The sequence below is a fragment of the Paenibacillus spiritus genome (assembly GCF_008710135.1).
Taxonomy (GTDB): Bacteria; Bacillota; Bacilli; order Paenibacillales; family Paenibacillaceae; genus Paenibacillus_AQ; species Paenibacillus_AQ glufosinatiresistens.
The window spans coordinates 16,686-40,356 of sequence record NZ_VYKK01000037.1 but is presented as its reverse complement, the minus strand read 5'-3'; the positions used below and the strand labels follow the sequence as shown (position 1 = coordinate 40,356).

At 52.5% G+C, this 23,671-nt stretch carries 30 protein-coding genes and 1 other annotated feature; all 30 genes read left to right on the top strand.

Features of this window, described 5'->3' with window-relative positions; all coding sequences use genetic code 11:
* The first annotated feature begins 32 nt into the window (after positions 1 to 32).
* Positions 33 to 185, top strand: a sequence feature (ribosomal protein L10 leader region).
* Between the two features lie 66 nt (positions 186 to 251).
* The 30 genes from rplJ (at position 252) to rpmD (ending at position 23,662) form a co-directional block, all read left to right on the top strand.
* Entirely contained in the window at positions 252 to 755 is a 504-nt protein-coding gene (gene rplJ, locus F4V43_RS19050; protein WP_150459849.1) for a 50S ribosomal protein L10, read from the top strand.
* 67 nt (positions 756 to 822) lie between these two features.
* Positions 823 to 1,185, top strand: a complete 363-nt coding sequence (gene rplL, locus F4V43_RS19045; protein ID WP_150459848.1) for a 50S ribosomal protein L7/L12 — start codon at positions 823 to 825, stop codon at positions 1,183 to 1,185.
* A 93-nt stretch (positions 1,186 to 1,278) separates the two neighbouring features.
* The gene (locus F4V43_RS19040) at positions 1,279 to 1,884 is read left to right on the top strand and encodes a class I SAM-dependent methyltransferase (RefSeq protein ID WP_150459847.1); all 606 of its coding nucleotides are present in this window, start codon (positions 1,279 to 1,281) and stop codon (positions 1,882 to 1,884) included.
* Between the two features lie 410 nt (positions 1,885 to 2,294).
* Positions 2,295 to 5,840, top strand: coding sequence for a DNA-directed RNA polymerase subunit beta (rpoB, locus tag F4V43_RS19035; protein WP_150459846.1), 3,546 nt, complete (start codon positions 2,295 to 2,297; stop codon positions 5,838 to 5,840).
* Positions 5,841 to 5,952: 112 nt separating this feature from the next.
* Positions 5,953 to 9,567, top strand: a complete 3,615-nt coding sequence (gene rpoC, locus F4V43_RS19030) for a DNA-directed RNA polymerase subunit beta' (protein ID WP_150459845.1) — start codon at positions 5,953 to 5,955, stop codon at positions 9,565 to 9,567.
* A 173-nt stretch (positions 9,568 to 9,740) separates the two neighbouring features.
* On the top strand, positions 9,741 to 9,992 hold the full coding sequence (locus F4V43_RS19025; protein WP_150459873.1) for a ribosomal L7Ae/L30e/S12e/Gadd45 family protein: 252 nt from the start codon (positions 9,741 to 9,743) through the stop codon (positions 9,990 to 9,992).
* A gap of 140 nt (positions 9,993 to 10,132) precedes the next feature.
* Entirely contained in the window at positions 10,133 to 10,552 is a 420-nt protein-coding gene (rpsL, locus tag F4V43_RS19020) for a 30S ribosomal protein S12 (RefSeq protein WP_150459844.1), read from the top strand.
* A gap of 39 nt (positions 10,553 to 10,591) precedes the next feature.
* Positions 10,592 to 11,062, top strand: a complete 471-nt coding sequence (gene rpsG, locus F4V43_RS19015; RefSeq protein WP_150459843.1) for a 30S ribosomal protein S7 — start codon at positions 10,592 to 10,594, stop codon at positions 11,060 to 11,062.
* A gap of 47 nt (positions 11,063 to 11,109) precedes the next feature.
* Complete coding sequence (fusA, locus tag F4V43_RS19010) at positions 11,110 to 13,188, top strand: elongation factor G (protein ID WP_150459842.1); 2,079 nt, start codon at positions 11,110 to 11,112, stop codon at positions 13,186 to 13,188.
* A 104-nt stretch (positions 13,189 to 13,292) separates the two neighbouring features.
* Complete coding sequence (gene tuf / locus F4V43_RS19005; protein ID WP_150459841.1) at positions 13,293 to 14,483, top strand: elongation factor Tu; 1,191 nt, start codon at positions 13,293 to 13,295, stop codon at positions 14,481 to 14,483.
* Between the two features lie 274 nt (positions 14,484 to 14,757).
* A complete protein-coding gene (rpsJ, locus tag F4V43_RS19000; protein WP_006676490.1) occupies positions 14,758 to 15,066 on the top strand; it encodes a 30S ribosomal protein S10 in 309 nt (102 codons plus the stop codon).
* 39 nt (positions 15,067 to 15,105) lie between these two features.
* Positions 15,106 to 15,729 carry a 50S ribosomal protein L3 gene (gene rplC, locus F4V43_RS18995; protein WP_150459840.1) on the top strand — a complete coding sequence of 208 codons (624 nt, stop codon included), beginning with the start codon at positions 15,106 to 15,108 and terminating at the stop codon, positions 15,727 to 15,729.
* Positions 15,730 to 15,754: 25 nt separating this feature from the next.
* The gene (gene rplD, locus F4V43_RS18990) at positions 15,755 to 16,378 is read left to right on the top strand and encodes a 50S ribosomal protein L4 (protein ID WP_150459839.1); all 624 of its coding nucleotides are present in this window, start codon (positions 15,755 to 15,757) and stop codon (positions 16,376 to 16,378) included.
* Positions 16,378 to 16,671: a 50S ribosomal protein L23 gene (gene rplW / locus F4V43_RS18985; RefSeq protein WP_150459838.1), complete on the top strand. Its 294-nt coding sequence runs from the start codon at positions 16,378 to 16,380 to the stop codon at positions 16,669 to 16,671. Before rplD ends, rplW begins: the two co-directional genes overlap by 1 nt.
* A 29-nt stretch (positions 16,672 to 16,700) precedes the next feature.
* The gene (gene rplB, locus F4V43_RS18980; RefSeq protein WP_150459837.1) at positions 16,701 to 17,531 is read left to right on the top strand and encodes a 50S ribosomal protein L2; all 831 of its coding nucleotides are present in this window, start codon (positions 16,701 to 16,703) and stop codon (positions 17,529 to 17,531) included.
* 74 nt (positions 17,532 to 17,605) lie between these two features.
* On the top strand, positions 17,606 to 17,884 hold the full coding sequence (gene rpsS, locus F4V43_RS18975; RefSeq protein ID WP_150459836.1) for a 30S ribosomal protein S19: 279 nt from the start codon (positions 17,606 to 17,608) through the stop codon (positions 17,882 to 17,884).
* A gap of 33 nt (positions 17,885 to 17,917) precedes the next feature.
* Complete coding sequence (gene rplV, locus F4V43_RS18970; RefSeq protein ID WP_150459835.1) at positions 17,918 to 18,250, top strand: 50S ribosomal protein L22; 333 nt, start codon at positions 17,918 to 17,920, stop codon at positions 18,248 to 18,250.
* 13 nt (positions 18,251 to 18,263) lie between these two features.
* Entirely contained in the window at positions 18,264 to 18,935 is a 672-nt protein-coding gene (gene rpsC, locus F4V43_RS18965) for a 30S ribosomal protein S3 (protein WP_150459834.1), read from the top strand.
* A gap of 2 nt (positions 18,936 to 18,937) precedes the next feature.
* Positions 18,938 to 19,372 carry a 50S ribosomal protein L16 gene (gene rplP, locus F4V43_RS18960; RefSeq protein ID WP_150459833.1) on the top strand — a complete coding sequence of 145 codons (435 nt, stop codon included), beginning with the start codon at positions 18,938 to 18,940 and terminating at the stop codon, positions 19,370 to 19,372.
* Positions 19,362 to 19,559 (top strand): 50S ribosomal protein L29, encoded by a 198-nt coding sequence (rpmC, locus tag F4V43_RS18955; protein ID WP_025693031.1) that lies wholly within the window; start codon positions 19,362 to 19,364, stop codon positions 19,557 to 19,559. Before rplP ends, rpmC begins: the two co-directional genes overlap by 11 nt.
* A gap of 40 nt (positions 19,560 to 19,599) precedes the next feature.
* Entirely contained in the window at positions 19,600 to 19,866 is a 267-nt protein-coding gene (gene rpsQ / locus F4V43_RS18950; RefSeq protein WP_025336666.1) for a 30S ribosomal protein S17, read from the top strand.
* Between the two features lie 38 nt (positions 19,867 to 19,904).
* Positions 19,905 to 20,273, top strand: a complete 369-nt coding sequence (rplN, locus tag F4V43_RS18945; protein WP_038698997.1) for a 50S ribosomal protein L14 — start codon at positions 19,905 to 19,907, stop codon at positions 20,271 to 20,273.
* Between the two features lie 38 nt (positions 20,274 to 20,311).
* Positions 20,312 to 20,665, top strand: coding sequence for a 50S ribosomal protein L24 (gene rplX, locus F4V43_RS18940; protein WP_223879969.1), 354 nt, complete (start codon positions 20,312 to 20,314; stop codon positions 20,663 to 20,665).
* Positions 20,666 to 20,698: 33 nt separating this feature from the next.
* A complete protein-coding gene (rplE, locus tag F4V43_RS18935) occupies positions 20,699 to 21,241 on the top strand; it encodes a 50S ribosomal protein L5 (RefSeq protein WP_150459832.1) in 543 nt (180 codons plus the stop codon).
* A 51-nt stretch (positions 21,242 to 21,292) separates the two neighbouring features.
* Positions 21,293 to 21,478: a type Z 30S ribosomal protein S14 gene (locus F4V43_RS18930; protein ID WP_010348808.1), complete on the top strand. Its 186-nt coding sequence runs from the start codon at positions 21,293 to 21,295 to the stop codon at positions 21,476 to 21,478.
* Positions 21,479 to 21,510: 32 nt separating this feature from the next.
* Positions 21,511 to 21,909, top strand: a complete 399-nt coding sequence (rpsH, locus tag F4V43_RS18925; protein ID WP_150459831.1) for a 30S ribosomal protein S8 — start codon at positions 21,511 to 21,513, stop codon at positions 21,907 to 21,909.
* 32 nt (positions 21,910 to 21,941) lie between these two features.
* Positions 21,942 to 22,484, top strand: a complete 543-nt coding sequence (gene rplF, locus F4V43_RS18920) for a 50S ribosomal protein L6 (protein WP_150459830.1) — start codon at positions 21,942 to 21,944, stop codon at positions 22,482 to 22,484.
* Between the two features lie 84 nt (positions 22,485 to 22,568).
* Positions 22,569 to 22,937, top strand: coding sequence for a 50S ribosomal protein L18 (gene rplR, locus F4V43_RS18915; RefSeq protein WP_150459829.1), 369 nt, complete (start codon positions 22,569 to 22,571; stop codon positions 22,935 to 22,937).
* Positions 22,938 to 22,964: 27 nt separating this feature from the next.
* On the top strand, positions 22,965 to 23,462 hold the full coding sequence (gene rpsE, locus F4V43_RS18910; protein WP_150459828.1) for a 30S ribosomal protein S5: 498 nt from the start codon (positions 22,965 to 22,967) through the stop codon (positions 23,460 to 23,462).
* A gap of 14 nt (positions 23,463 to 23,476) precedes the next feature.
* Complete coding sequence (gene rpmD, locus F4V43_RS18905; protein ID WP_150459827.1) at positions 23,477 to 23,662, top strand: 50S ribosomal protein L30; 186 nt, start codon at positions 23,477 to 23,479, stop codon at positions 23,660 to 23,662.
* Positions 23,663 to 23,671 lie beyond the last annotated feature (9 nt).

Here is a 23,671-nt window from a genome sequence, read left to right as displayed (position 1 = left end):
CTATAACAGTTGTGCGAACCACGGATTTTCTTAAAATTCGAATATGCTTACCGTAGACAGTAGGTGCTGCGAAGCTTAATTTCCTACCGAGGTGTTGTGATAGAAATGAGAGGCGCTGCCGCCGTACGGCAGCCTTCGATTTTATCAAGCCTTCGTGATTCTGCGGAGGCTTTTCTAATGCCTGCGTAGGTTCGGCCAGAGATTCCGGCAGCGGAATCGGCCGTCTCAACAATTTTCAGGAGGTGTATACATTGGCAAATGCAAAAGTGATCCAAGCTAAGCAAGAAGCGGTTGATGTCGTTGTTGGCAAGCTGCAGAACAGCCTGACAACAGTGGTTGCGGACTACCGCGGATTGAACGTAGCGCAGGTTACCGAGCTGCGCAAGCAGCTTCGCGAAGCCGGCGTGGAATTCCAAGTGCTGAAGAACACGCTGCTGCGCCGCGCGACGGCTGCGGCGGAACTGAGCGAACTGGACGAAGTCCTGAGCGGTCCGACCGCTGTAGCATTCAGCACGACGGATGCCGTGGCTCCGGCCAAGATTTTGAATGATTTCGCCAAGAAGAACGACGCGCTCAAGCTGAAAGGCGGCGTTGTAGAAGGGCGTGTAGTTGGTCCCGAACAGATCAAGGCACTGGCCGAGCTTCCTTCCCGCGAAGGTCTGCTCTCCATGCTGCTTAGCGTTCTTCAGGCTCCAATGCGCAACTTCGCGCTGGCCGTCAAGGCTGTCGCCGACAAGAACGAGCAAAGTGCTTAATCAGCCGCTTGCCGTTTGATTCCAGCACAACCCACTAAAATTTTATTATAAAATGGAGGTTTAACTCATGAGCAAAGAAACAATTTTGGAAGAAATCAAGGGCATGAGCGTCCTTGAACTGAACGACCTGGTTAAGGCAATCGAAGAAGAATTCGGCGTAACTGCCGCAGCTCCGGTTGTAATGGGCGGAGGCGCTGCTGCCGCTGTTGAAGAAGAACAGACTGAATTCGACGTAATCCTGACTAACGCTGGCGCTTCGAAGATCAACGTTATCAAGGTAGTTCGCGAAATCACAGGTCTGGGCCTGAAAGAAGCTAAGGATCTGGTAGACAACGCTCCGAAGCCGATCAAGGAAAAGGTAGGCAAAGAAGACGCCGACGCTACGAAGGCCAAGCTGGAAGAAGCCGGCGCTACTGTAGAAGTGAAGTAATAATTTTCCGGCACCGGGGGAACTCCCCGGACTCCTGCAAACCCCTTGAACCTGTTCAAGGGGTTTGTTTTATAACGGGAAGGGGGATCAGCATTGTCCCAGCATTATTACTCGCAAAAGCCGGATGTCGCCCATAATCGTCGTACCCTTGAAGCGACGCTGAGAGGCAGGCGGTTTCGGTTCACGAGCGATGCCGGCGTATTCTCCAAAGGGGATATCGATTACGGAAGCCGGGCACTTATCGAGGCTATGGAAATTCCGGCGGACGGCGATATTCTGGATGTCGGATGCGGCTATGGCCCTATTGGATTAACAGCCGCCCATCTGGCTCCGCAAGGCAAAGTAACGATGATTGACATCAACAGCCGGGCTGTGGAACTGGCGCGGGAGAATGCCGCGGCGAACGGGATCCGGAATGTGCAGGTCGAGGAGAGCGATGGACTCGCTGCGGTTATGGACCGTACCTTTGATTGTATCCTGACCAACCCGCCGATTCGGGCAGGCAAAGCGGTGGTGCACCGGATCTTCGAAGAGGCCTATCATCAGCTGCGCCCGAATGGTTCGCTATGGGTAGTCATTCAGAAGAAACAAGGGGCGCCATCGGCGGCCGCGAAGATCGAGAGTCTGTTCGGAGAAGTGGAAGAGATCGGCAAGGACAAGGGCTACCGGATTCTGAAAGCGGTACGGAAATCGGAATGATGTGTTGACAGCGCGAAGAGAGAATGATATTATTATAAAATGTCAGTATTAAGATAGGCTCTTTGTCTTTAGTTTGCTGAAATGTCAAGTGTCGAAAATCGACCGGCAAAGCGCATGCCGGCGGTGAAATTATGCAGGCGGATCGCGGCTCTCTGGAAAGCATTTGACGAGGGAGGAGGCGTGCGGCAGGTATAAACCGGGGCTTGTGGACGTATAATATGTACGTTTTGGGCAAATCTACTGGTAGGGAGTTCTAGCGACCATGGATAAATGCGCTCTTTTTTCGAAAGTATTCGATAAGGGCTTTTCTTTATTTATGGATGAATCCTGCAGGTATGGTTCCATTATACGGTTCCAAACAAGGGTTCGCAATCAATTTTTAAGTGAGTAGACATGAGGGGTGAGTAAAGTTGGCAGGACATCTTGTTCAGTATGGTCGACGCACTCGGCGAAGCTATGCAAGAATTAACGAGGTGCTCGAAGTCCCGAACCTGATTGAAATCCAACAAAAATCGTACGATTGGTTTTTGGAGGAAGGATTGCGTGAAATGTTCCAGGACATCTCGCCGATCCAGGATTTCACCGGGAATCTGGTGCTGGAGTTCATTGATTACAGCCTGGGTGAACCGAAGTATACGGTTGACGACGCCAAAGAGCGGGATGTTACGTATGCGGCGCCGCTTCGGGTAAAGGTGCGGCTCATCAACAAGGAGACCGGCGAGGTCAAGGAACAGGAAGTGTTCATGGGGGATTTCCCGCTGATGACGGAGACCGGCACGTTCATTATCAACGGTGCGGAACGGGTTATTGTCAGCCAGTTGGTTCGCTCTCCCAGCGTCTATTTCAGCACAAAGGTCGACAAGAATGCCAAGAAGACTTACACCGCTACGGTTATCCCGAACCGCGGAGCCTGGCTCGAGCTGGAGACCGATGCCAAAGACATTATGTATGTCCGCATCGACCGCACGCGCAAAATCCCGGTAACGGTGCTGCTGCGCGCACTCGGATTCGGCAGCGATGCCGAGATTCTGGATCTCCTTGGCAATGATGAATATATCCGCAACACGCTGGACAAAGACAATACGGATTCCACGGAGAAGGCACTGATCGAGATTTATGAACGTCTTCGCCCGGGCGAGCCGCCGACTCTGGATAACGCCAAGAGCTTGCTCGTGGCCCGTTTCTTTGATCCTAAGCGTTATGATCTGGCCAATGTAGGCCGGTACAAGATCAACAAGAAGCTCCACATCAAGAACCGTCTGTTCAACCAGCGCCTGGCTCAGCCGCTTGTGGACACGGCTACAGGCGAGATTGTCGCCGAGACCGGCCAGATGGTGGACCGCCGTCTGCTGGATGAGCTCATTCCTTATTTCGAGAAGGAATTGGCCGCCAAGACTTACCGCGTTACCGGCGGGGTTCTGGACAGCGAAGACATTCCGCTTCAGACGATTGAAGTCTTCTCTCCAATCGAGGAAGGCCGTGTGGTCAAACTGATAGCCAACGGCAATATCGACAAGGCGATCAAGCATATTACTCCGGCCGACATCATTTCGTCGATCAGTTATTTCATCAATCTGCTGCACGGCATCGGCAATACGGATGATATTGACCACCTCGGCAACCGGCGTCTCCGTTCGGTGGGCGAACTGCTGCAGAATCAATTCCGCATCGGTCTGTCCCGCATGGAGCGTGTCGTCCGCGAGAGAATGTCGATTCAGGACGCGAATGCCATCACGCCGCAGGCGCTGATCAACATTCGTCCGGTTATCGCTTCGATCAAAGAGTTCTTCGGCAGCTCGCAGCTGTCCCAGTTCATGGACCAGACGAACCCGCTTGCCGAGCTGACCCACAAACGGCGTCTCTCCGCACTGGGTCCGGGCGGTCTGACTCGCGAACGCGCGGGCTTTGAAGTGCGCGACGTCCATCACAGTCATTACGGCCGTATGTGTCCAATTGAAACGCCTGAAGGCCCGAACATCGGTCTGATCAACTCCCTGTCGACGTTTGCCCGGATCAACGAATACGGATTTATTGAAGCTCCGTATCGCTGGGTGGATCCGAAGACGGGCAAAGTAACGGATCAGATTCATTATATGACCGCTGATGAAGAGGATAACTATGTGATCGCCCAGGCAAACGCCGAACTGACGGAAGAAGGCAACTTTGTAGACGAAATGGTTATCGTTCGTTACAACAAGCTGTCCGACAACATCACGACGATGCCGAGCAACCGGGTGGATTACATGGACGTTTCTCCGAAACAGGTCGTGTCGGTCGCTACGGCGCTGATTCCGTTCCTGGAGAACGATGACTCCAACCGCGCGCTTATGGGTTCCAACATGCAGCGCCAGGCAGTTCCGCTGCTGATTCCGAAGGCGCCGCTTGTCGGCACCGGTATGGAGCATAAATCGGCCAAGGATTCCGGCGTATGTATTGTATCCAAATACGACGGGATTATCGAGCGCTCGTCGGCTAATGAAATTTGGCTGCGCCGCGTCGAAACCGTCGACGGTAAAGAAGTTAAAGGCGATATTGTTAAGTATAAATTACACAAATTCATGCGTTCTAACCAAGGTACCTGCATTAACCAGCGTCCGATCGTCAAGCGCGGAGAAGTGGTTAAGAAGGGGGATATCCTGGCGGACGGTCCTTCCACAGAAATGGGCGAATTGGCGCTTGGCCGCAACGTAGTCGTTGCGTTCATGACATGGGAAGGCTACAACTATGAAGATGCGATCCTGCTGAGCGAGAAGCTGGTGAAGGAAGATGTCTACACTTCGATTCACATCGAGGAGTATGAATCCGAAGCCCGTGATACGAAGCTTGGACCGGAAGAAATTACCCGCGATATTCCTAACGTGGGCGAAGAAGCGCTCCGCAATCTCGATGAGCGCGGTATTATCCGCATCGGCGCCGAGATCAGCGCTGGCGACATCCTGGTCGGTAAAGTGACGCCTAAGGGCGTAACTGAGCTGACGGCGGAAGAGCGCCTGCTGCATGCCATCTTCGGCGAGAAGGCTCGCGAAGTGCGCGATACGTCCCTGCGCGTACCGCACGGCAGTGACGGCATCATTGTAGACGTCAAGGTATTCACCCGTGAGAACGGCGATGAGCTGCCTCCGGGCGTTAACCAGCTGGTGCGTGTATACATTGCCCAGAAACGTAAAATTTCCGAAGGCGACAAGATGGCCGGACGACACGGCAACAAGGGTGTCGTTGCCCGTATTCTGCCTGAAGAAGATATGCCGTTCCTTCCGGACGGCACGCCGGTACAGGTTGTGCTCAACCCGCTGGGCGTACCATCGCGTATGAACATCGGACAGGTGCTTGAAGTTCATATCGGTATGGCTGCCCTGCAGCTCGGCATTCATGTCGCAACGCCGGTCTTTGACGGCGCGCGTGAGTATGACGTCTTCGATACGATGGAAGAAGCCGGCATGCAGCGCAACGGCAAGACCATCCTGTATGACGGCCGGACCGGAGAACGTTTTGAACGCGAAGTAACGGTCGGCGTCATGCACATGATCAAGCTGGCGCACATGGTCGACGATAAAATCCATGCCCGTTCTACCGGCCCGTACTCGCTCGTTACCCAGCAGCCGCTGGGTGGTAAGGCGCAGTTCGGCGGACAGCGCTTCGGGGAAATGGAAGTGTGGGCGCTCGAAGCCTACGGCGCCGCCTACACGCTGCAAGAAATCCTCACCGTCAAATCTGACGATGTGGTGGGCCGCGTGAAGACCTATGAGTCGATCGTCAAAGGCGAGAATGTGCCTGAACCGGGCGTTCCGGAATCGTTCAAGGTACTCATCAAGGAACTGCAATCGCTCGGCATGGATGTCAAAATCCTCAGCGGCGACGAGCAGGAGATCGAGATGAAGGAACTTGACGATGAAGATGAAGCAACGAATGACAAGCTGAGTCTCAATCTGGAAGGCGCGGAAGTCGGAATCGAATAAGCATATCTTTTAATATCACATGGTCCGTGAGGCCCCTCGCTGTAGCTGATTCGGCATACGGCGGGGGGCTGTCGCGGCACCAAATCAGGATGAGGTTAAGGAGGGTTGCTCCTTGTTGGACGTCAACAACTTTGAATTCATGAAAATCGGCCTAGCCTCCCCGGAGAAGATTCGTTCTTGGTCCCGCGGAGAAGTGAAGAAACCGGAAACGATCAACTACCGGACGCTTAAGCCGGAGAAGGAAGGCCTGTTCTGCGAACGCATTTTCGGACCTCAAAAGGACTGGGAATGTCATTGCGGCAAGTACAAGCGTGTCCGTTATAAAGGGGTCGTCTGCGACCGCTGCGGCGTTGAAGTTACCCGGGCAAAGGTTCGCCGCGAGCGCATGGGCCACATCGAGCTGGCAGCTCCGGTATCGCATATCTGGTATTTCAAAGGCATCCCGAGCCGCATGGGTCTGGCGCTGGATATGTCTCCGCGTTCCCTGGAAGAGATCATTTACTTCGCTTCCTATGTGGTAACCGATCCGGGTGATACGCCTCTGGAGAAGAAACAGCTGCTCTCCGAGAAGGAATACCGCAGCTACCGCGAGAAATACGGCTATGCCTTCCAGGCAAGCATGGGCGCGGAAGCGGTCAAGAAGCTGCTTCAGGATCTGGATATCGACAAGGAACTGGAGTTCTTGAAGGAAGAGCTGCGCACGGCACAAGGCCAGCGCCGCAACCGTGCGATCAAGCGTCTGGAAGTCATTGAGGCTTTCCGCAATTCCGGCAACAAGCCGGAGTGGATGATCATGGACGTGCTGCCGGTTATTCCGCCGGAACTCCGTCCGATGGTGCAGCTGGACGGCGGACGTTTTGCCACCTCCGACCTGAACGATCTGTACCGCCGCGTTATCAACCGCAACAACCGTCTGAAGAGACTGCTGGATCTCGGCGCTCCGGACATTATCGTTCAGAACGAGAAACGCATGCTTCAGGAAGCTGTCGACGCACTGATCGACAACGGCCGCCGCGGCCGTCCGGTAACAGGTCCGGGCAACCGTCCGCTGAAATCCCTCAGCCATATGCTGAAGGGCAAACAGGGTCGTTTCCGTCAGAACCTGCTCGGCAAGCGCGTCGACTACTCGGGACGTTCCGTTATCGTTGTCGGACCTTATCTGAAGATGTACCAGTGCGGTCTGCCGAAGAAAATGGCGCTTGAGCTGTTCAAGCCGTTCGTCATGAAGGAACTGGTCAACAAGGGTCTGGCCCACAACATCAAGAGCGCCAAGCGCAAAGTGGAACGGGTAAGTCCGGAAGTGTGGGACGTTCTGGAAGAAGTGATCAAGGAACATCCGGTTCTCCTGAACCGTGCCCCCACGCTGCACCGTCTGGGCATCCAGGCGTTTGAGCCGATCCTGGTAGAAGGACACGCCATTCGTCTTCACCCGCTCGTATGTACAGCGTATAACGCTGACTTCGACGGTGACCAGATGGCCGTTCACGTTCCGCTCTCGGCGGAAGCGCAGGCGGAAGCCCGCATTCTGATGCTGGCATCCGGCAACATTTTGAACCCGAAAGACGGCAAGCCGGTCGTTACCCCTTCCCAGGACATGGTGCTTGGTTCATTCTATCTGACCATGGACAACAAGGAAGAAAAGGGCAGCGGCATGATTCTCGGCTCCGTCAATGAAGCCGTCTCCGCTTACCAGCGCGGAACTGCCGGTCTTCATGCACGCGTGGCCATTCCGGTCAAGGCGCTCGGGAAGACGAATTTCACGGAAGCACAGCAGAAAGCTCTGCTCGTTACGACGGTGGGCAAGATTATCTTCAACGAAATCTTCCCGGAATCGTTCCCTTACATCAACGAAGCAACCAAAGAGAACCTGCTGCAGGGTACGCCGGATAAATACTTCATCTATGACAAGGGAGCCAACGTGCTGGAACGCATGAATGAGCTTCCGGTTCCGGGTGCGGTCGGCAAGGAGTACCTGGGCACCATTATCGCCCGTTGCTTCGAGATCTACCATACGACCCAGACGTCGATTATTCTCGACAAAATCAAGCAGCTTGGGTTCACTTACTCCACCCGTGCAGGCGTTACGATCGCGGTATCGGACGTTATTGTACCGGAAGAGAAGAAGGAAATCCTGCATGAATCCGAGAAGAAGGTCGAAGTCGTCGCCAATCAGTACCGCCGTGGTCTGATTACGAACGAAGAACGGTATGACCGCGTTATCGAAATCTGGTCGAAGACCAAGGACGATCTTACGAACGTCCTGATGAAATCCATGGACCGGTTCAACTCCATCATGCTGATGGTCGACTCCAAGGCTCGCGGTAACAAATCGCAGATTACCCAGCTGGGCGGTATGCGCGGACTGATGGCGACGCCGTCGGGCCGAATCTTCGAGCTGCCGATCAAGGCGAACTTCCGTGAAGGCCTTACCGTCCTGGAATACTTCATTTCGACGCACGGTGCCCGTAAAGGTCTGGCGGATACAGCGCTTCGTACAGCGGACTCGGGTTACTTGACCCGCCGTCTCGTTGACGTTGCGCAGGACGTTATCGTGCGCGAGGAAGACTGCGGAACCGATAAGGGCTTCACGGTCAGCCGCATTCAAGACGGCAAGGAAGTTATCGAGGATCTGTACGACCGTATCGAAGGGCGTTACTCCTTCGAAACAGTCCGTCATCCGGAGACGGGAGAGATTATTGTTCATCGCAATGATCTCATCGACTCTGACAAGGCGGAAGAAATCGTCAATGCGGGAGTTGCCAAGCTGCAGATCCGTTCGGTTCTGAGCTGCCGCGCCCGTCATGGCGTCTGCAAGAAGTGCTATGGCCGCAATCTGGCGACCGGCAAGCATGTAGAGATCGGGGAAGCGGTCGGCATTATCGCCGCCCAGTCCATCGGGGAACCGGGAACCCAGCTTACCATGCGTACGTTCCATACCGGGGGCGTTGCCGGAGATGACATCACACAAGGTCTGCCGCGTATTCAGGAGCTCTTTGAAGCCCGGAATCCGAAAGGTCAGGCTACCATCAGTGAGATTGACGGCGTAGTCAAGGAAATCCGTGAAGCCAAGGATCGCCGCGAGATCGAGGTTCAGGGCGAAGCGGAGAGCAAGGTCTACTCCATTACGTACGGCTCCCGTCTGCGCGTAAGCGAAGGCCAGGAGATCGAAGCGGGCGACGAACTGACAGACGGTTCGATCGATCCGAAGGAAATGCTGCGCATCAAGGGCATCCGCGGCGTGCAGAACTATATCCTTCAGGAAGTTCAGCGCGTATACCGGAACCAAGGCGTAGAAATCAACGACAAGCACGTCGAGGTTATGATCAAGCAGATGCTGCGCAAGATCCGGATTATCGACGCCGGCGACACCAACCTGCTGCCGGGCGCATTTGCCGATATTCATGAATATGAAGCAGCCAACAAGGAGGCTATTCTCGCCGGCAAAGAGCCGGCAGTGGCCAAACCGGTTCTGCTCGGTATTACCAAGGCTTCGCTGGAGACCGACTCCTTCCTGTCGGCAGCATCGTTCCAGGAGACAACGCGTGTCCTGACCGATGCCGCGATCAAGGGCAAAGTCGACCAACTGCTTGGCCTGAAAGAAAATGTTATCATCGGCAAGCTGATTCCGGCCGGTACCGGCATGAATCGCTACCGCAACGTCAAGCTTACGACACCGGATGGCGAAGAGAGCGATTCCGAAGCTCTGGAGACCGTACCGGCTGAATAAGCGGATTGTTGACACTATCAGAAGAATCATGCCGGATGCCTCTCATCCGGCATGATGAACTGATAGCCTAAGTTTTTTGGAGAACTTCTTGACATCGGATATGAGGTAATGATAATATATCCAAGGTGCGTGAGTATCCCTTATTATTTATTCATAATGGAGGAACCTTTATGATGACGGATGATAGCGGATTACAGAACGCTCAGATCAAGATTGGCACCAAGCAGACCGTCAAGGCAGTCGAACTGGGCCAGGCCGCAGAAGTATTTGTGGCGGAAGACGGAGATCCACGGATTACATCGCGAATTGTCAGCCTTTGCAGCAAACACGGGGTCAAGTTGACTTACGTGGATACGATGCAGCATCTGGGCAAGGCATGCGGGATTCAAGTGGGCGCTGCCATGGCAGCCGTCTTAAAACCATAGTGTAAGGAACTGTTTTTGTGAGAAGGGTGAACCCTTGGATCAAAGACTTTTCATTTGTTCTTTTATGAACCGCCTGGGTCTGTGGACTTAACAATCTGGTTTGTAATGGATCATCATTCAAGGAAGGGGGTGGCACAACAATGCCAACTATTAACCAACTGGTCCGTAAAGGCCGTCAAGCCAAGGTTTACAAATCGAAGTCGCCAGCACTGCAGAGAGGTTACAATGCCCTGAAGCGTGAGGCTACCGACTTGAGCGCTCCTCAGAAGCGTGGCGTCTGCACTCGTGTAGGCACTATGACTCCTAAGAAGCCAAACTCCGCACTTCGTAAATATGCCCGTGTTCGTCTGACGAACCGCGTAGAGGTGACGGCTTACATTCCTGGTATCGGACACAACCTGCAGGAGCACAGCGTAGTACTGATTCGCGGTGGCCGCGTAAAAGACTTGCCGGGTGTTCGTTATCACATCGTTCGCGGCGCGCTGGATACAGCAGGCGTGAACAACCGTATGCAGGCCCGTTCCAAATACGGCGCCAAGCGTCCTAAAGCTAAGAAATAAGAATCGATATAAGTAAACAATCAAGAAAGGGGGATATCCATGCCACGCAAAGGTCCAGTTACGAAAAGAGACGTGCTGCCTGATCCGGTGTATAACAGCAAGCTGGTTACTCGGTTGATCAACCGTGTTATGCTGGATGGTAAGAGAGGTGTCGCTCAGAGCATTCTGTACAACGCATTCAAGCTTATTGAAGAGCGTACGGGTAAAGATCCTATGGAAGTGTTCGAGGCCGCCATCAAGAACATCATGCCGGTTCTGGAAGTTAAGGCTCGCCGTGTAGGCGGCGCCAACTACCAAGTGCCGATCGAAGTAAAACCGGAAAGACGTACATCCCTGGGATTACGTTGGCTCGTTAACTACTCCCGCAACCGCGGAGAGAAGACGATGGAAGAGCGTCTGGCTGCTGAAATCATCGATGCTTCCAACAATACGGGCGCATCCGTGAAGAAGCGCGAAGACACGCACAAGATGGCTGAAGCGAACAAAGCGTTTGCTCACTATCGCTGGTAGGATTAAGCACGAAACAATCACCTCAATTTTGAAGGGAGATCTATTTCATGGCAAGAGAGTTCTCCTTGAAAAATACACGCAACATCGGTATCATGGCGCATATTGACGCCGGCAAAACCACGACGACCGAACGTATTCTCTTCTACACAGGCCGTACGCACAAGATCGGTGAAGTTCACGAAGGCGCTGCGACAATGGACTGGATGGAACAGGAACAGGAGCGCGGGATCACGATTACTTCCGCTGCTACAACGGCTGCTTGGAAAGGCCACCGCGTCAATATCATTGATACCCCGGGGCACGTTGACTTCACGGTTGAAGTTGAACGTTCCCTGCGTGTATTGGACGGGGCAGTAGGTGTTTTCAGTGCGAAAGAGGGCGTGGAACCTCAGTCTGAAACTGTATGGAGACAGGCTGACCGTTACGGCGTTCCCCGGATCGCATATGTAAACAAGATGGATATTATCGGAGCCGACTTCCTTAACGTTGTTAAGGATATGCGTGAGCGTCTGCAAGCGAACGCGGTTGCGATTCAACTGCCGATCGGCGCTGAGAACGATTTTGTCGGTATCATCGACCTTGTCGAACAAAAAGCGCACATGTACAAAGACGATCTGGGCCGCGACATTGAAGTTGTGGACGTTCCGTCCGAGTTCAAAGATCAAGTGGAAGAACTGCGCAACGAACTGATCGAGAAGGTCGCTGAGCTTGACGAAGACCTGACCATGAAATACCTGGAAGGGGAAGAGATTACGATCGATGAGATCAAAGCTGCTCTGCGCAAAGGCGTAGTTGAAGTTAAGATCTTCCCGGTAATCTGCGGATCTTCCTATCGCAACAAAGGGGTTCAGCTTATGCTGGACGCGGTTGTGGACTACCTGCCATCGCCGGTCGACATTCCGTCGATCAAGGGGCACCTGGAAGACGGTACGGAAACCGAACGCCACTCTTCTGACGAAGAGCCGTTCTCCGCACTCGCCTTCAAGATCATGACCGACCCTTATGTTGGTAAACTGACGTTCTTCCGCGTGTACTCCGGTATCCTGGAATCCGGTTCTTATGTTCTGAATGCCACTAAAGGCAAGCGTGAACGTATCGGCCGTATCCTGCAGATGCACGCCAACAGCCGTCAGGAAATCTCCGTAGTGTATTCCGGCGACATCGCCGCTGCTGTCGGTTTGAAAGACACCGGCACAGGTGATACACTGTGTGATGAGAAGAACCCGGTTATTCTTGAATCGATGAACTTCCCGGATCCGGTTATCGAAATTGCGGTTGAACCGAAGACGAAAGCCGACCAGGACAAGATGGGCGTTGCCCTTGGCAAGCTGACTGAAGAAGACCCGACGCTGCGTGCTCATACAGACGAAGAGACAGGTCAGACCATCCTTGCCGGTATGGGTGAGCTTCACCTTGATATTATCATCGACCGGATGCGCCGTGAGTTTAAGGTAGAGACCAATGTGGGTAAACCGCAGGTTGCTTACCGTGAGACTTTCAGAGCGCCAGCACGTGTCGAAGGTAAGTTTGTTCGCCAGTCCGGCGGACGCGGCCAGTACGGTCACGTATGGGTCGAGTTCGAACCGCTGGAAGCGGGTTCGGGTAACCAGTTCGACAGCAAGATTGTCGGCGGTTCCGTACCGAGAGAATACGTTCAGCCTGCCCTCAATGGTATTGAAGAGCAGATGAAGAACGGTGTTCTCGCCGGCTTCCCGGTTGTTGACGTTAAGGCTACCGTTGTTGACGGTTCGTACCATGACGTTGACTCCAACGAAATGGCGTTCAAGATCGCCGGTTCGATGGCACTGAAGGCTGCCAAGGACAAGTGTAAACCTGTTCTGCTGGAGCCAATCATGAAGGTTGAAGTTACCGTTCCCGAGGAGTACATGGGCGACGTTATGGGTATGCTGAACTCCCGCCGCGGCCGTATCGAAGGTATGGATTCCCGCGCAGGCGCTCAGATTATCCGTGCGAAGGTGCCGCTCTCCGAAATGTTCGGTTACTCGACAACCCTGCGTTCCGGTACGCAAGGCCGTGGTGTATTCTCGATGGAGCTCTCTCACTATGAGGAAGTTCCGAAGTCGATCGCGGACGAAATCGTAACCAAGAACAAGGGAACCGATTAATCAGCGTTGTGACTTGCCGTCCGTACCCTTCCAATCAGTCATCACAGAACCCTCTGTGCGGACGGCTCCAATATAAGAACACATATTAAGGAGGAACTGTTCAAATGGCAAAGGCTAAGTTTGAACGTACTAAACCGCACGTTAACATTGGTACCATCGGTCACGTCGACCATGGCAAAACCACTCTGACTGCTGCAATCACAACTGTACTGTCCAAGAAGTACGGCGGTGCGGCTGTAGCATTCGACCAAATCGATAAGGCTCCAGAAGAGCGCGAGCGCGGTATCACGATCTCCACAGCTCACGTTGAATATGAAACTCCTAATCGTCACTACGCACACGTTGACTGCCCTGGACACGCCGACTATGTTAAGAACATGATCACTGGCGCAGCTCAGATGGACGGCGCCATCCTGGTTGTATCCGCTGCTGACGGCCCTATGCCGCAGACTCGCGAGCACATCCTGCTGTCCCGTCAGGTAGGCGTTCCTTACATCGTCGTATTCCTGAACAAGTGCGACATGGTTGAAGACGAAGAGCTGCTGGAACTGGTTGAAATGGAAGTTCGCGACCTGCTCAACGAGTACGAGTTCCCGGGCGATGACACTCCGATCACTCGCGGTTCCGCTCGTGAAGCACTGCAGAATCCGGAAGGCGAATGGGCACAGAAGATCGTTGAAATGTTCGAAACGATCGACACTTACATCCCGCTGCCGGAACGCGACACTGACAAGCCTTTCCTTATGCCGGTCGAAGACGTATTCTCGATCACTGGCCGCGGTACCGTGGCAACTGGCCGTGTAGAACGCGGAACAGTTAAAGTGGGCGATGAAATCGAAATCGTTGGTATCAGCGAAGAGAAGAAGAAATCCGTTGTTACGGGCGTTGAAATGTTCCGTAAACTGCTGGATTCCGCTCAAGCCGGCGACAACATCGGCGCTCTGCTTCGCGGTGTTGACCGTAACCAGATCGAACGCGGTCAAGTACTGTCCAAGCCGAACTCCGTTAACCCGCACACTGAGTTCACGGCTCAGATCTACGTCCTGACTAAAGAAGAAGGTGGCCGTCACAAGCCTTTCTTCACAGGATACCGTCCGCAGTTCTACTTCCGTACAACGGACGTAACAGGCATCATCAACCTGCCGGAAGGCACTGAAATGGTTATGCCTGGCGACAACATCACAGTAACGGTTTCGCTGATCTCCCCGATCGCTATCGAAGAAGGAACAAAGTTCTCCATTCGTGAAGGCGGCCGTACGGTTGGTGCCGGTTCTGTAGCTTCCATCCAGAAATAAGAACGGCTTTCTTCTATATAAGAAGAAACCTGCTATGAAGAACGGTCTCTCCGGAGACCGTTCTTTTTAATTTATTATGAAATCTGATGATTTCTTTTGATTTTTGCTTGCAATAGAAGGGAGTATTCTATATAATAATGAATGTTGTTCTGCGACGTTGCGATGATGTGAGAGGTTACTGACACACCCGGCTCCTTTGCCATGAAGCCTGTGGTCAGAAAATTTTCACGGAGTATGTCCGATAATAAATTGGGCGATAGAAGGAGGGACTAAAATGGCAAAGCAAAAAATTCGTATCCGTCTGAAGGCATACGACCACAGAATTCTTGATCAATCCGCTGAGAAGATTGTTGAAACAGCAAAACGTTCCGGTGCAGGTGTATCCGGGCCGATTCCGCTGCCAACCGAAAAACAAGTAATTACTATTCTCCGTGCGGTACACAAGTACAAGGATTCCCGTGAGCAGTTCGAAATGCGGACTCACAAGCGTCTGATCGACATTGTGAACCCGACGCCGCAAACGGTGGACGCCTTGATGCGCTTGGACCTGCCGTCCGGTGTAGATATCGAAATCAAGTTGTAATCAATAACCTAGAAACGTACAAAGAAAAGAGGTGTCAACATGAAAGGTATCTTGGGAAAAAAACTCGGTATGACTCAAGTGTTCACTCCGGAAGGTAACGTAATCGCGGTTACGGTTATCGAAGCTGGACCTTGTGTGGTACTGCAAAAGAAAGACCTCGCTACGGATGGCTACGAAGCCGTGCAGCTGGGCTTCTCCGATAAGAAGGAGAAACGCTCCAACAAGCCGGAAGCAGGTCACGCCAAAAAGGCAAATGCAACACCTAAGCGCTACGTTCGCGAAATTCGCGGTGTTGACCTCGGCAGCGTCGAGGTAGGACAGGAACTGAAAGCTGACGTTTTCAGCGAAGGCGAATTTGTTGACGTAACCGGTATTTCCAAAGGTAAAGGATTCCAGGGCGTAATTAAGCGCTGGGGACAAAGCCGCGGACCAATGGCACACGGCTCCCGTTACCACAGAAGACCGGGTTCGATGGGTTCCATCCAGGCGAACCGCGTGCCGAAGGGCAAACATCTTCCGGGACATATGGGTCATGAAACGGTAACGGTTCAGAAGCTTGAAGTGGTTAAGGTTGATGTAGAACGCAATGTGCTGCTGGTTAAGGGTTCTGTACCTGGCGCCAAGAACAGCTTCGTGAAGGTTAAAGAAACCGTTAAGAAATAATTATTGAAGAAAGGAGGAACATGAAATGCCAAAAGTAACACTGTTCAACATGAGCGGCAATGAAGTCGGCGAAGTGGAACTGAACGATGCGGTGTTCGGCGTAGAGCCTAACAGCCACGTTCTGAACGAAGCTGTTCTTCTGCAGAGAGCTTCCCTGCGCCGTGGAACGCACAAGGTTAAAGGACGTTCGGAAGTTCGCGGCGGTGGCCGCAAACCTTGGAAACAAAAAGGAACCGGCCGTGCCCGTCAGGGTTCGATCCGTGCTCCACAGTGGAAGGGCGGCGGCGTAGTTTTCGGACCGACACCGCGCAGCTATTCCTGGAAACTGCCTAAGAAGGTTCGCCGTCTGGCTATCAAATCGGCTCTGTCTTCCAAAGTGCTCGAGAATGATATCATCGTACTGGATGCTCTGACGCTTAACACGCCGAAGACGAAAGAGTTCGTAGCCATTCTGAACAACCTGAAAGTAGGCTCCAAAGCTCTCGTGGTTGCTCCTAGCTACGATGACAATGTAGCCCTTTCCGCACGCAACATCCCTGGTGTGAAGTTTGTAGCGGCTGAAGGCATCAATGTTCTGGACGTGCTGACGCACGACAAACTGATTATCACCAAGGAAGCTGTTTCCAAGGTAGAGGAGGTGTTCGCGTAATGAAAGATCCTCGTGATATCATTAAACGTCCGGTGATTACGGAACGCACTGCCGACTACATGAACGAGCTGAAATATGCTTTTGAAGTAGACATCCGTGCCAACAAGACCGAAATCAAGAAGGCCGTTGAGGCTATTTTCAAAGTTAAAGTGGTTAATGTGAACACTATGCGCGTGCCTGGGAAGCTGAAACGCTATGGCAGATACTCCGGTTACACTCCGGAGTGGAAGAAAGCCATTGTGAAGCTGAGCCCGGACAGCAAGCCGCTCGAATTCTTTGAAGCGGTAGAATAATCAATCTCTGAAGCGAGGAGGGAAATCAAGTGCCAATCAAAAAGTACAAACCGACTTCGCCGGCAAGACGTGCTATGTCCGTCTCCACGTTCGAGGAGATCACTACTGACAAGCCGGAGAAATCGCTGCTGGCCCCGCTGAGCAAAACGGCAGGCCGCAATAACCAAGGTAAAATCACAGTTCGCCATCATGGCGGCGGACACAAACGCAAATACCGCATCATCGACTTTAAGCGGACGAAAGATGGCATTCCAGGCAGCGTTGCTACGATCGAATACGATCCGAACCGTACCTCGAATATCGCTCTTATCCACTATGCCGATGGCGAGAAGCGTTACATCATCGCTCCTAAAGGACTCAAGGTTGGGGATAAGATTGAATCCGGACCTGCTGCCGACATTAAAATCGGTAACGCGCTTCCGCTTGCCAACATTCCTGTTGGTACAGTTATCCACAACATCGAACTGAAGCCTGGCAAGGGCGGACAATTGGTTCGCGCTGCCGGTACCGAAGCTCAGCTGCTGGGTAAAGAAGAAAAGTACGTATCCGTACGCCTTTCTTCCGGTGAGGTTCGCCGTATCCTGAGCGTATGCCGCGCTACAATTGGTTCCGTGGGCAATGAAGACCACGAACTGATCAAGATCGGTAAAGCCGGACGCAGCCGCTGGCTGGGACAACGTCCTGAAGTACGCGGTGTAGTAATGAACCCGAACGATCACCCGCACGGTGGTGGTGAAGGCCGCGCTCCGATCGGACGTAAATCCCCGCTGTCTCCTTGGGGCAAACCGACCCTGGGCTACAAGACACGCAAGAAGAACAAGGCATCTGATAAATATATCGTTCGTCGCCGCACGAAATAAGACGCTTCTCCCGAGCTTAGCTTGGGAAGGCGCCTTGCCCGCGGTTTGAACTACGCATGAAGGGAGGATTCACTATGAGTCGCAGTTTGAAGAAGGGGCCTTTTATCGACGGCTACCTGCTGAAAAAGGTTGAAGAGCTGAACGCCGCCAACAAAAAGGTTGTCGTAAAAACCTGGTCGCGCCGCTCGACGATTTTCCCTCAATTTATCGGACATACGTTTGGTGTGTATGACGGCCGCAAGCACGTGCCGGTATACGTAACGGAAGACATGGTAGGTCACAAGTTGGGCGAGTTCGCACCAACCCGTACTTACAAAGGCCACGCGGGTGACGATAAGAAAACGAGAAGATAATAATCACGCTCTTGTTTGAGAGGAGGGAAAGACATGCAAGCAAAAGCACATGCCAGATCCGTGCGGATTTCCGCCCGTAAAGCGAAACTGGTTGTTGACTTGATCCGCGGCAAGCAGGTTGGCGAAGCTATCGCAATCCTGCGTCACACGCCGAAGTCCGCTTCCCCTGTCGTGGAGAAGCTGCTGAACTCGGCCATTGCCAACGCCGAGCACAACTATTCGATGGACGTGAACAAACTGGTTGTTAGCGAAGTATTCGTTAACCAGGGTCCTACGATGAAACGGTTCCGTCCGCGCGCCATGGGTCGCGCCAGCCGGATCAACAAACGCACCAGCCACATCACTTTGGTGGTATCCGAGAAATAAGGAGGGAAAACGTGTGGGTCAAAAGGTAAATCCAGTCGGTCTCCGAATCGGGATCATCCGTGACTGGGAATCCAAATGGTATGCAGGCAAAGATTTCGGAACGCTTCTGTTGGAAGACGTGAAAATTCGGGAATACCTGAAGGGTAAATTGAAAGATTCATCTGTTTCCCGCATCGAAATCGAAAGAGCGGCTAGCCGCGTCAATGTTACAATTCACACTGCCAAACCGGGTATGGTTATCGGTAAGGGCGGCGCTGAAGTGGAAGTTCTTCGCAGCGCGGTAACCAAAATTGCCGGCGGCAAGAAAGTGCACATCAACATCAACGAAATCAAGCACCCTGAACTGGACGCTATCCTGGTAGCCGAAAGCATCGCACAGCAGCTGGAACGTCGCGTATCGTTCCGCCGCGCGCTGAAGCAGTCGATCCAGAGAACCATGCGTTCGGGAGCCAAGGGCATCAAAACTTCCGTTAGCGGTCGTCTCGGCGGCGCCGAAATTGCTCGTACGGAAGGATATAGCGAAGGAACAGTTCCGCTTCATACACTTCGTGCCGACATCGATTACGGAACGGCTGAAGCTCATACCACATACGGCCGCATCGGCGTAAAAGTATGGATCTATCGTGGAGAGGTTCTTCCCACAGCTAAGAAGCAACAAGCAGCTGCTCAGGAAGGAGGCAACTAATCATGTTGGTACCAAAGCGCGTTAAGCACCGCAAGCAACAGCGCGGACACATGAAGGGTATGGCAAAAGGCGGCACCGAGCTGAACTTCGGCGAATTCGGTCTGCAGGCTCTGGAACCATCCTGGATCACGAACCGTCAGATCGAAGCGGCTCGTATCGCGATGACCCGTTACATCAAACGTGGCGGTAAAGTATGGATTAAGATTTTCCCTGACAAGCCGATTACACAGAAGCCTCTCGAAGTGCGTATGGGTAGCGGTAAAGGTAACGTTGAGAAATGGGTAGCTGTAGTTAAGCCAGGCAAGATTATGTTCGAACTCGGAGGCGTTTCGGAAGAAATCGCCCGCGAAGCGATGCGCCTTGCTGCTCACAAGCTGCCAATCAAGACTAAGTTTGTGAAACGTGAAGAAGTGGGTGGTGAAGCAAATGAAAGCTAATGAACTTCGCAACTTAACCACTGCCGAGATTGAACAAAAGATTGCCGGATTCAAAGAAGAGCTTTTTAATCTCCGTTTTCAGCTGGCTACCGGTCAGTTGGATAACCCGACTCGGATTCGTGATGTGCGCAGGGAAATAGCTCGTGCTAAAACCGTAATCCATGAAAGAGTACTTGGGATCAGCTAATTGAAGCGGTTCAGGACCGTATTCAGGAAGGAGGCTAATTATGAGCGAAGAACGGAATGCGCGCAAAGTTCAAATCGGTAAAGTGGTCAGCGATAAAATGGACAAAACCATCGTAGTTGCCGTTGAAACGTACAAGAAGCACGATCTGTACCACAAGCGCATCAAGTACACGAAGAAATTCAAGGCACATGATGAGAACAATACCGCACAGATCGGCGATACCGTCAAGATCATGGAAACTCGTCCGCTCTCCAAGGACAAACGCTGGAGACTGGTAGAAGTCGTGGAAAAAGCGGTTATCATCTAATGGCGACAAGATAGTATGACCGAAAGGAGGATATTTCAATGATTCAACCCTTTACACGTTTGGCTGTAGCCGACAACTCTGGTGCGAAGGAACTGATGTGCATCCGCGTACTGGGTGGCACTGGCCGCCGTACTGCTGCTATCGGCGATCTGATCGTCTGCTCCGTAAAACAAGCAACACCAGGCGGCGTTGTCAAAAAAGGTGATGTAGTCAAGGCGGTTGTAGTACGGACCAAGCGTTCGGTACGCCGTAAGGACGGTTCCTACATTGCATTCGACGAGAATGCTGCGGTAGTCGTCAAGGAAGACAGAAGCCCGCGCGGAACTCGTATCTTCGGGCCGGTAGCTCGTGAACTTCGCGACAAGGACTACATGAAGATCGTTTCCTTGGCACCGGAAGTTATCTAATAGGCTCCACTAAAGGCCAGTCATAGGAGGTGTAACAAATGCCTAGAGTGAAAAAAGTTCTGGAATCCCATAACAACAAGCTGCACGTCAAGAAAGACGACGTGGTTATGGTCATCAGCGGCAAGGACAAAGGTAAGAAGGGGCGCGTCATCGCCGCTTATCCGCGTCAGAACCGTGTGCTGGTCGAAGGCGTGAACATGGTGAAGAAGCACCAGAAGCCGAACCAGCTGAACCCGCAGGGCGGCATTATCGAGAAGGAAGCGGCGATCCACGTTTCCAACGTAATGCATCTTGATCCGAAGAGCGGACAGGTAACCCGTATCGGTTACAAAGTGCTGGACAACGGCAAGAAAGTTCGCGTAGCGAAGAGATCCGGAGAGATCATCGACTAATAGAAGCTTAGAAAGAAAGGAGGAACACTTTTCATGGCAGCAAGAATGAAAGAACGTTTTCTGAATGAAATCACACCTGCTTTGATTCAGAAATTCAACTATTCGACAGTAATGCAAGTGCCGAAGATCGAGAAAGTAGTCATCAACATGGGCGTTGGCGACGCTGTTCAGAACTCGAAGGTACTGGATTCCGCAGTCAATGACATGCAGCTGATCTCCGGTCAGAAGCCGGTTATCACTCGTGCCAAGAAGTCGATCGCCGGTTTCAAACTGCGCGAGAACATGCCGATCGGGGTTAAGGTAACCCTGCGCGGAGATCGCATGTACCACTTCCTGGACAAATTGTTCAACGTAACGCTCCCACGCGTTCGTGACTTCCACGGTGTATCCACCAAGGCTTTTGACGGCCGCGGCAACTACACACTTGGACTGAAAGAACAACTTATTTTCCCAGAAATCGAGTACGATAAAGTGGACAAAGTCCGCGGTATGGATATCGTAATCGTAACGACGGCAAAGACGGACGAGGAATCCCGCGAGCTGCTGGCTCAGCTGGGCATGCCTTTCGCGAAATAAATAACCAAGTCGCTTCTTTCTCCGAAACTATTTAGGAGGTGTCAGGCTAAAGTGGCTAAAACTTCGATGAAAGTTAAACAACAACGTGCGCCGAAATTCAAAGTGCGTGCTTACACACGCTGCGAGCGTTGCGGTCGTCCACATTCGGTCCTGCAAAAGTTCAAAATTTGCAGAATTTGTTTCCGTGAATTAGCTTATAAAGGCCAGATTCCTGGCGTGAAAAAAGCAAGCTGGTAAGAAGTTCATAACCGGGAAGGAGGTTACACCAAATGACTATGTCTGATCCAATTGCAGATATGCTGACACGGATCCGTAACGCCAACATCGTGCGTCATGAGACTGTGGAAATGCCTGCATCGACATTGAAAAAACAAATCGCCGACATCCTGAAGCGCGAAGGCTTCATCCGCGATGCGGAGTTTGTGGAAGACAGCAAACAAGGGATTATCCGTATTTTCCTGAAATACGGCCCGAACCAGGAACGCGTTATCTCCGGTCTGAAGAGAATCAGCAAACCGGGTCTTCGCGTGTACACGAAGAGCACTGAAATTCCGCGCGTACTCGGCGGACTGGGCATCGCGATCATCTCGACTTCCAAGGGAGTCATGACTGACAAGGAAGCCCGTCAAGCAAAATCCGGCGGCGAAGTTATCGCCTACGTTTGGTAATATAAACGTCACAAGACAAGGAGGTGCAACACATGTCCCGTATTGGTCGCAAACCAATTACAGTACCTAGCGGTGTGGACGTTAAGATCGAGAACTCGGTCATCACCGTGAAAGGTCCTAAAGGTACATTGACCCGTGAACTTCATAAAGACATGAAGGTATCGGTTGAAAATAACGAAATCACCGTTGTCCGCCCGTCGGATAACAAACTGCATCGTTCTCTTCACGGCACAACCCGCTCCGTTGTCAACAACATGGTCAGCGGTGTAACAGAAGGCTTCTCGAAATCCCTGGAACTCGTAGGCGTCGGCTACCGCGCCAACAAGTCCGGAGACAAGATCGTCCTGAACGTGGGCTACTCCCACCCGGTTGAAATTACACCGGAAGCAGGCATCGAATTCGAAGTCCCTGCCAACACGAAGATCATCGTTAGAGGCATCGATAAAGAACGCGTAGGCGCTTATGCCGCCAAGATTCGTTCCGTGCGTGAACCTGAACCATACAAAGGCAAAGGTATCAAGTACGAAGGCGAGCGGATCATCCGCAAGGAAGGTAAAGCCGGCAAGAAGAAATAAGCCGACGCTTCTTCTCGTTAAGAGATCTCGGGTATTGGGCAGACTTGCTGCCTAAGGTACAATGAAGGGAGTGAACAAGAAGTCATGATTACCAAAGAGGACAAGAACAAAGCACGTCTGAAAAGACATCTGCGTGTTCGTAAAAAAATCCAAGGTACTCCGGCTCGTCCGCGTCTGAACGTATTCCGTTCTTCCAAGCACATCTACGCTCAACTGATCGACGATGTGAACGGAGTGACGCTCGTGTCGGCATCGACACTGGATAAAGAACTGAGCGCCAACATCGGTAACGGCGGTAGCGTTGAAGCAGCAGCTAAGGTTGGCCAGCTGGTTGCAGAGCGCGCCAAAGCTCAAGGCCATTCCGTAATCGTATTCGACCGCGGGGGCTACCTGTACCATGGCAGAATTCAGGCTCTGGCTGATGCAGCTCGTGAAGCCGGTCTGGAATTCTAGAACTATTCTCAAAAGGAGGTAAACGACTTGCGTGTAGATCCAAACACTTTAGAGCTGACAGAAAGAGTTGTTCACATCAACCGCGTAGCTAAAGTTGTAAAAGGCGGACGCCGTTTCAGCTTCAGCGCACTGGTTGTCGTCGGCGACGGCAAAGGCTGGGTCGGAGCGGGTATCGGTAAAGCCGGCGAAGTGCCGGATGCCATCCGCAAAGGCATTGAAGACGCCAAGAAAAACCTGATCCACATTCCTCTCGTAGGAACTACCATTCCTCACCTGGTTACCGGACACTTCGGCGCTGGACGCGTGCTGCTGAAGCCGGCATCCGAAGGTACAGGCGTTATCGCCGGCGGCCCGGTTCGTGCCGTACTGGAACTGGCAGGCGTAGGCGATATTTTGACAAAATCTCTGGGTTCTTCGAACTCCATGAATATGGTCAATGCTACTCTGGAGGGCTTGTCCCGCCTGAAGCGCATTGAAGAAGTCGCGAAACTTCGCGGCAAATCTGTCGAAGAGCTTCGCGGTTAAGGAGGGGAACGTCAATGGCTAAATTGCAAATCACCCTCGTGCGCAGTCTGATCGGACGTCCGGAGACACAGCGTGTCACCGTCAAGACGCTGGGTCTTCGCAAAATCAACTCGACTGTGGTGCACAACGATGGTCCCGCAATTCGCGGTATGATCAACAAAGTGAGCCATCTCGTATCCGTAACAGAAATTGAAGGCTAAACAGCCTTT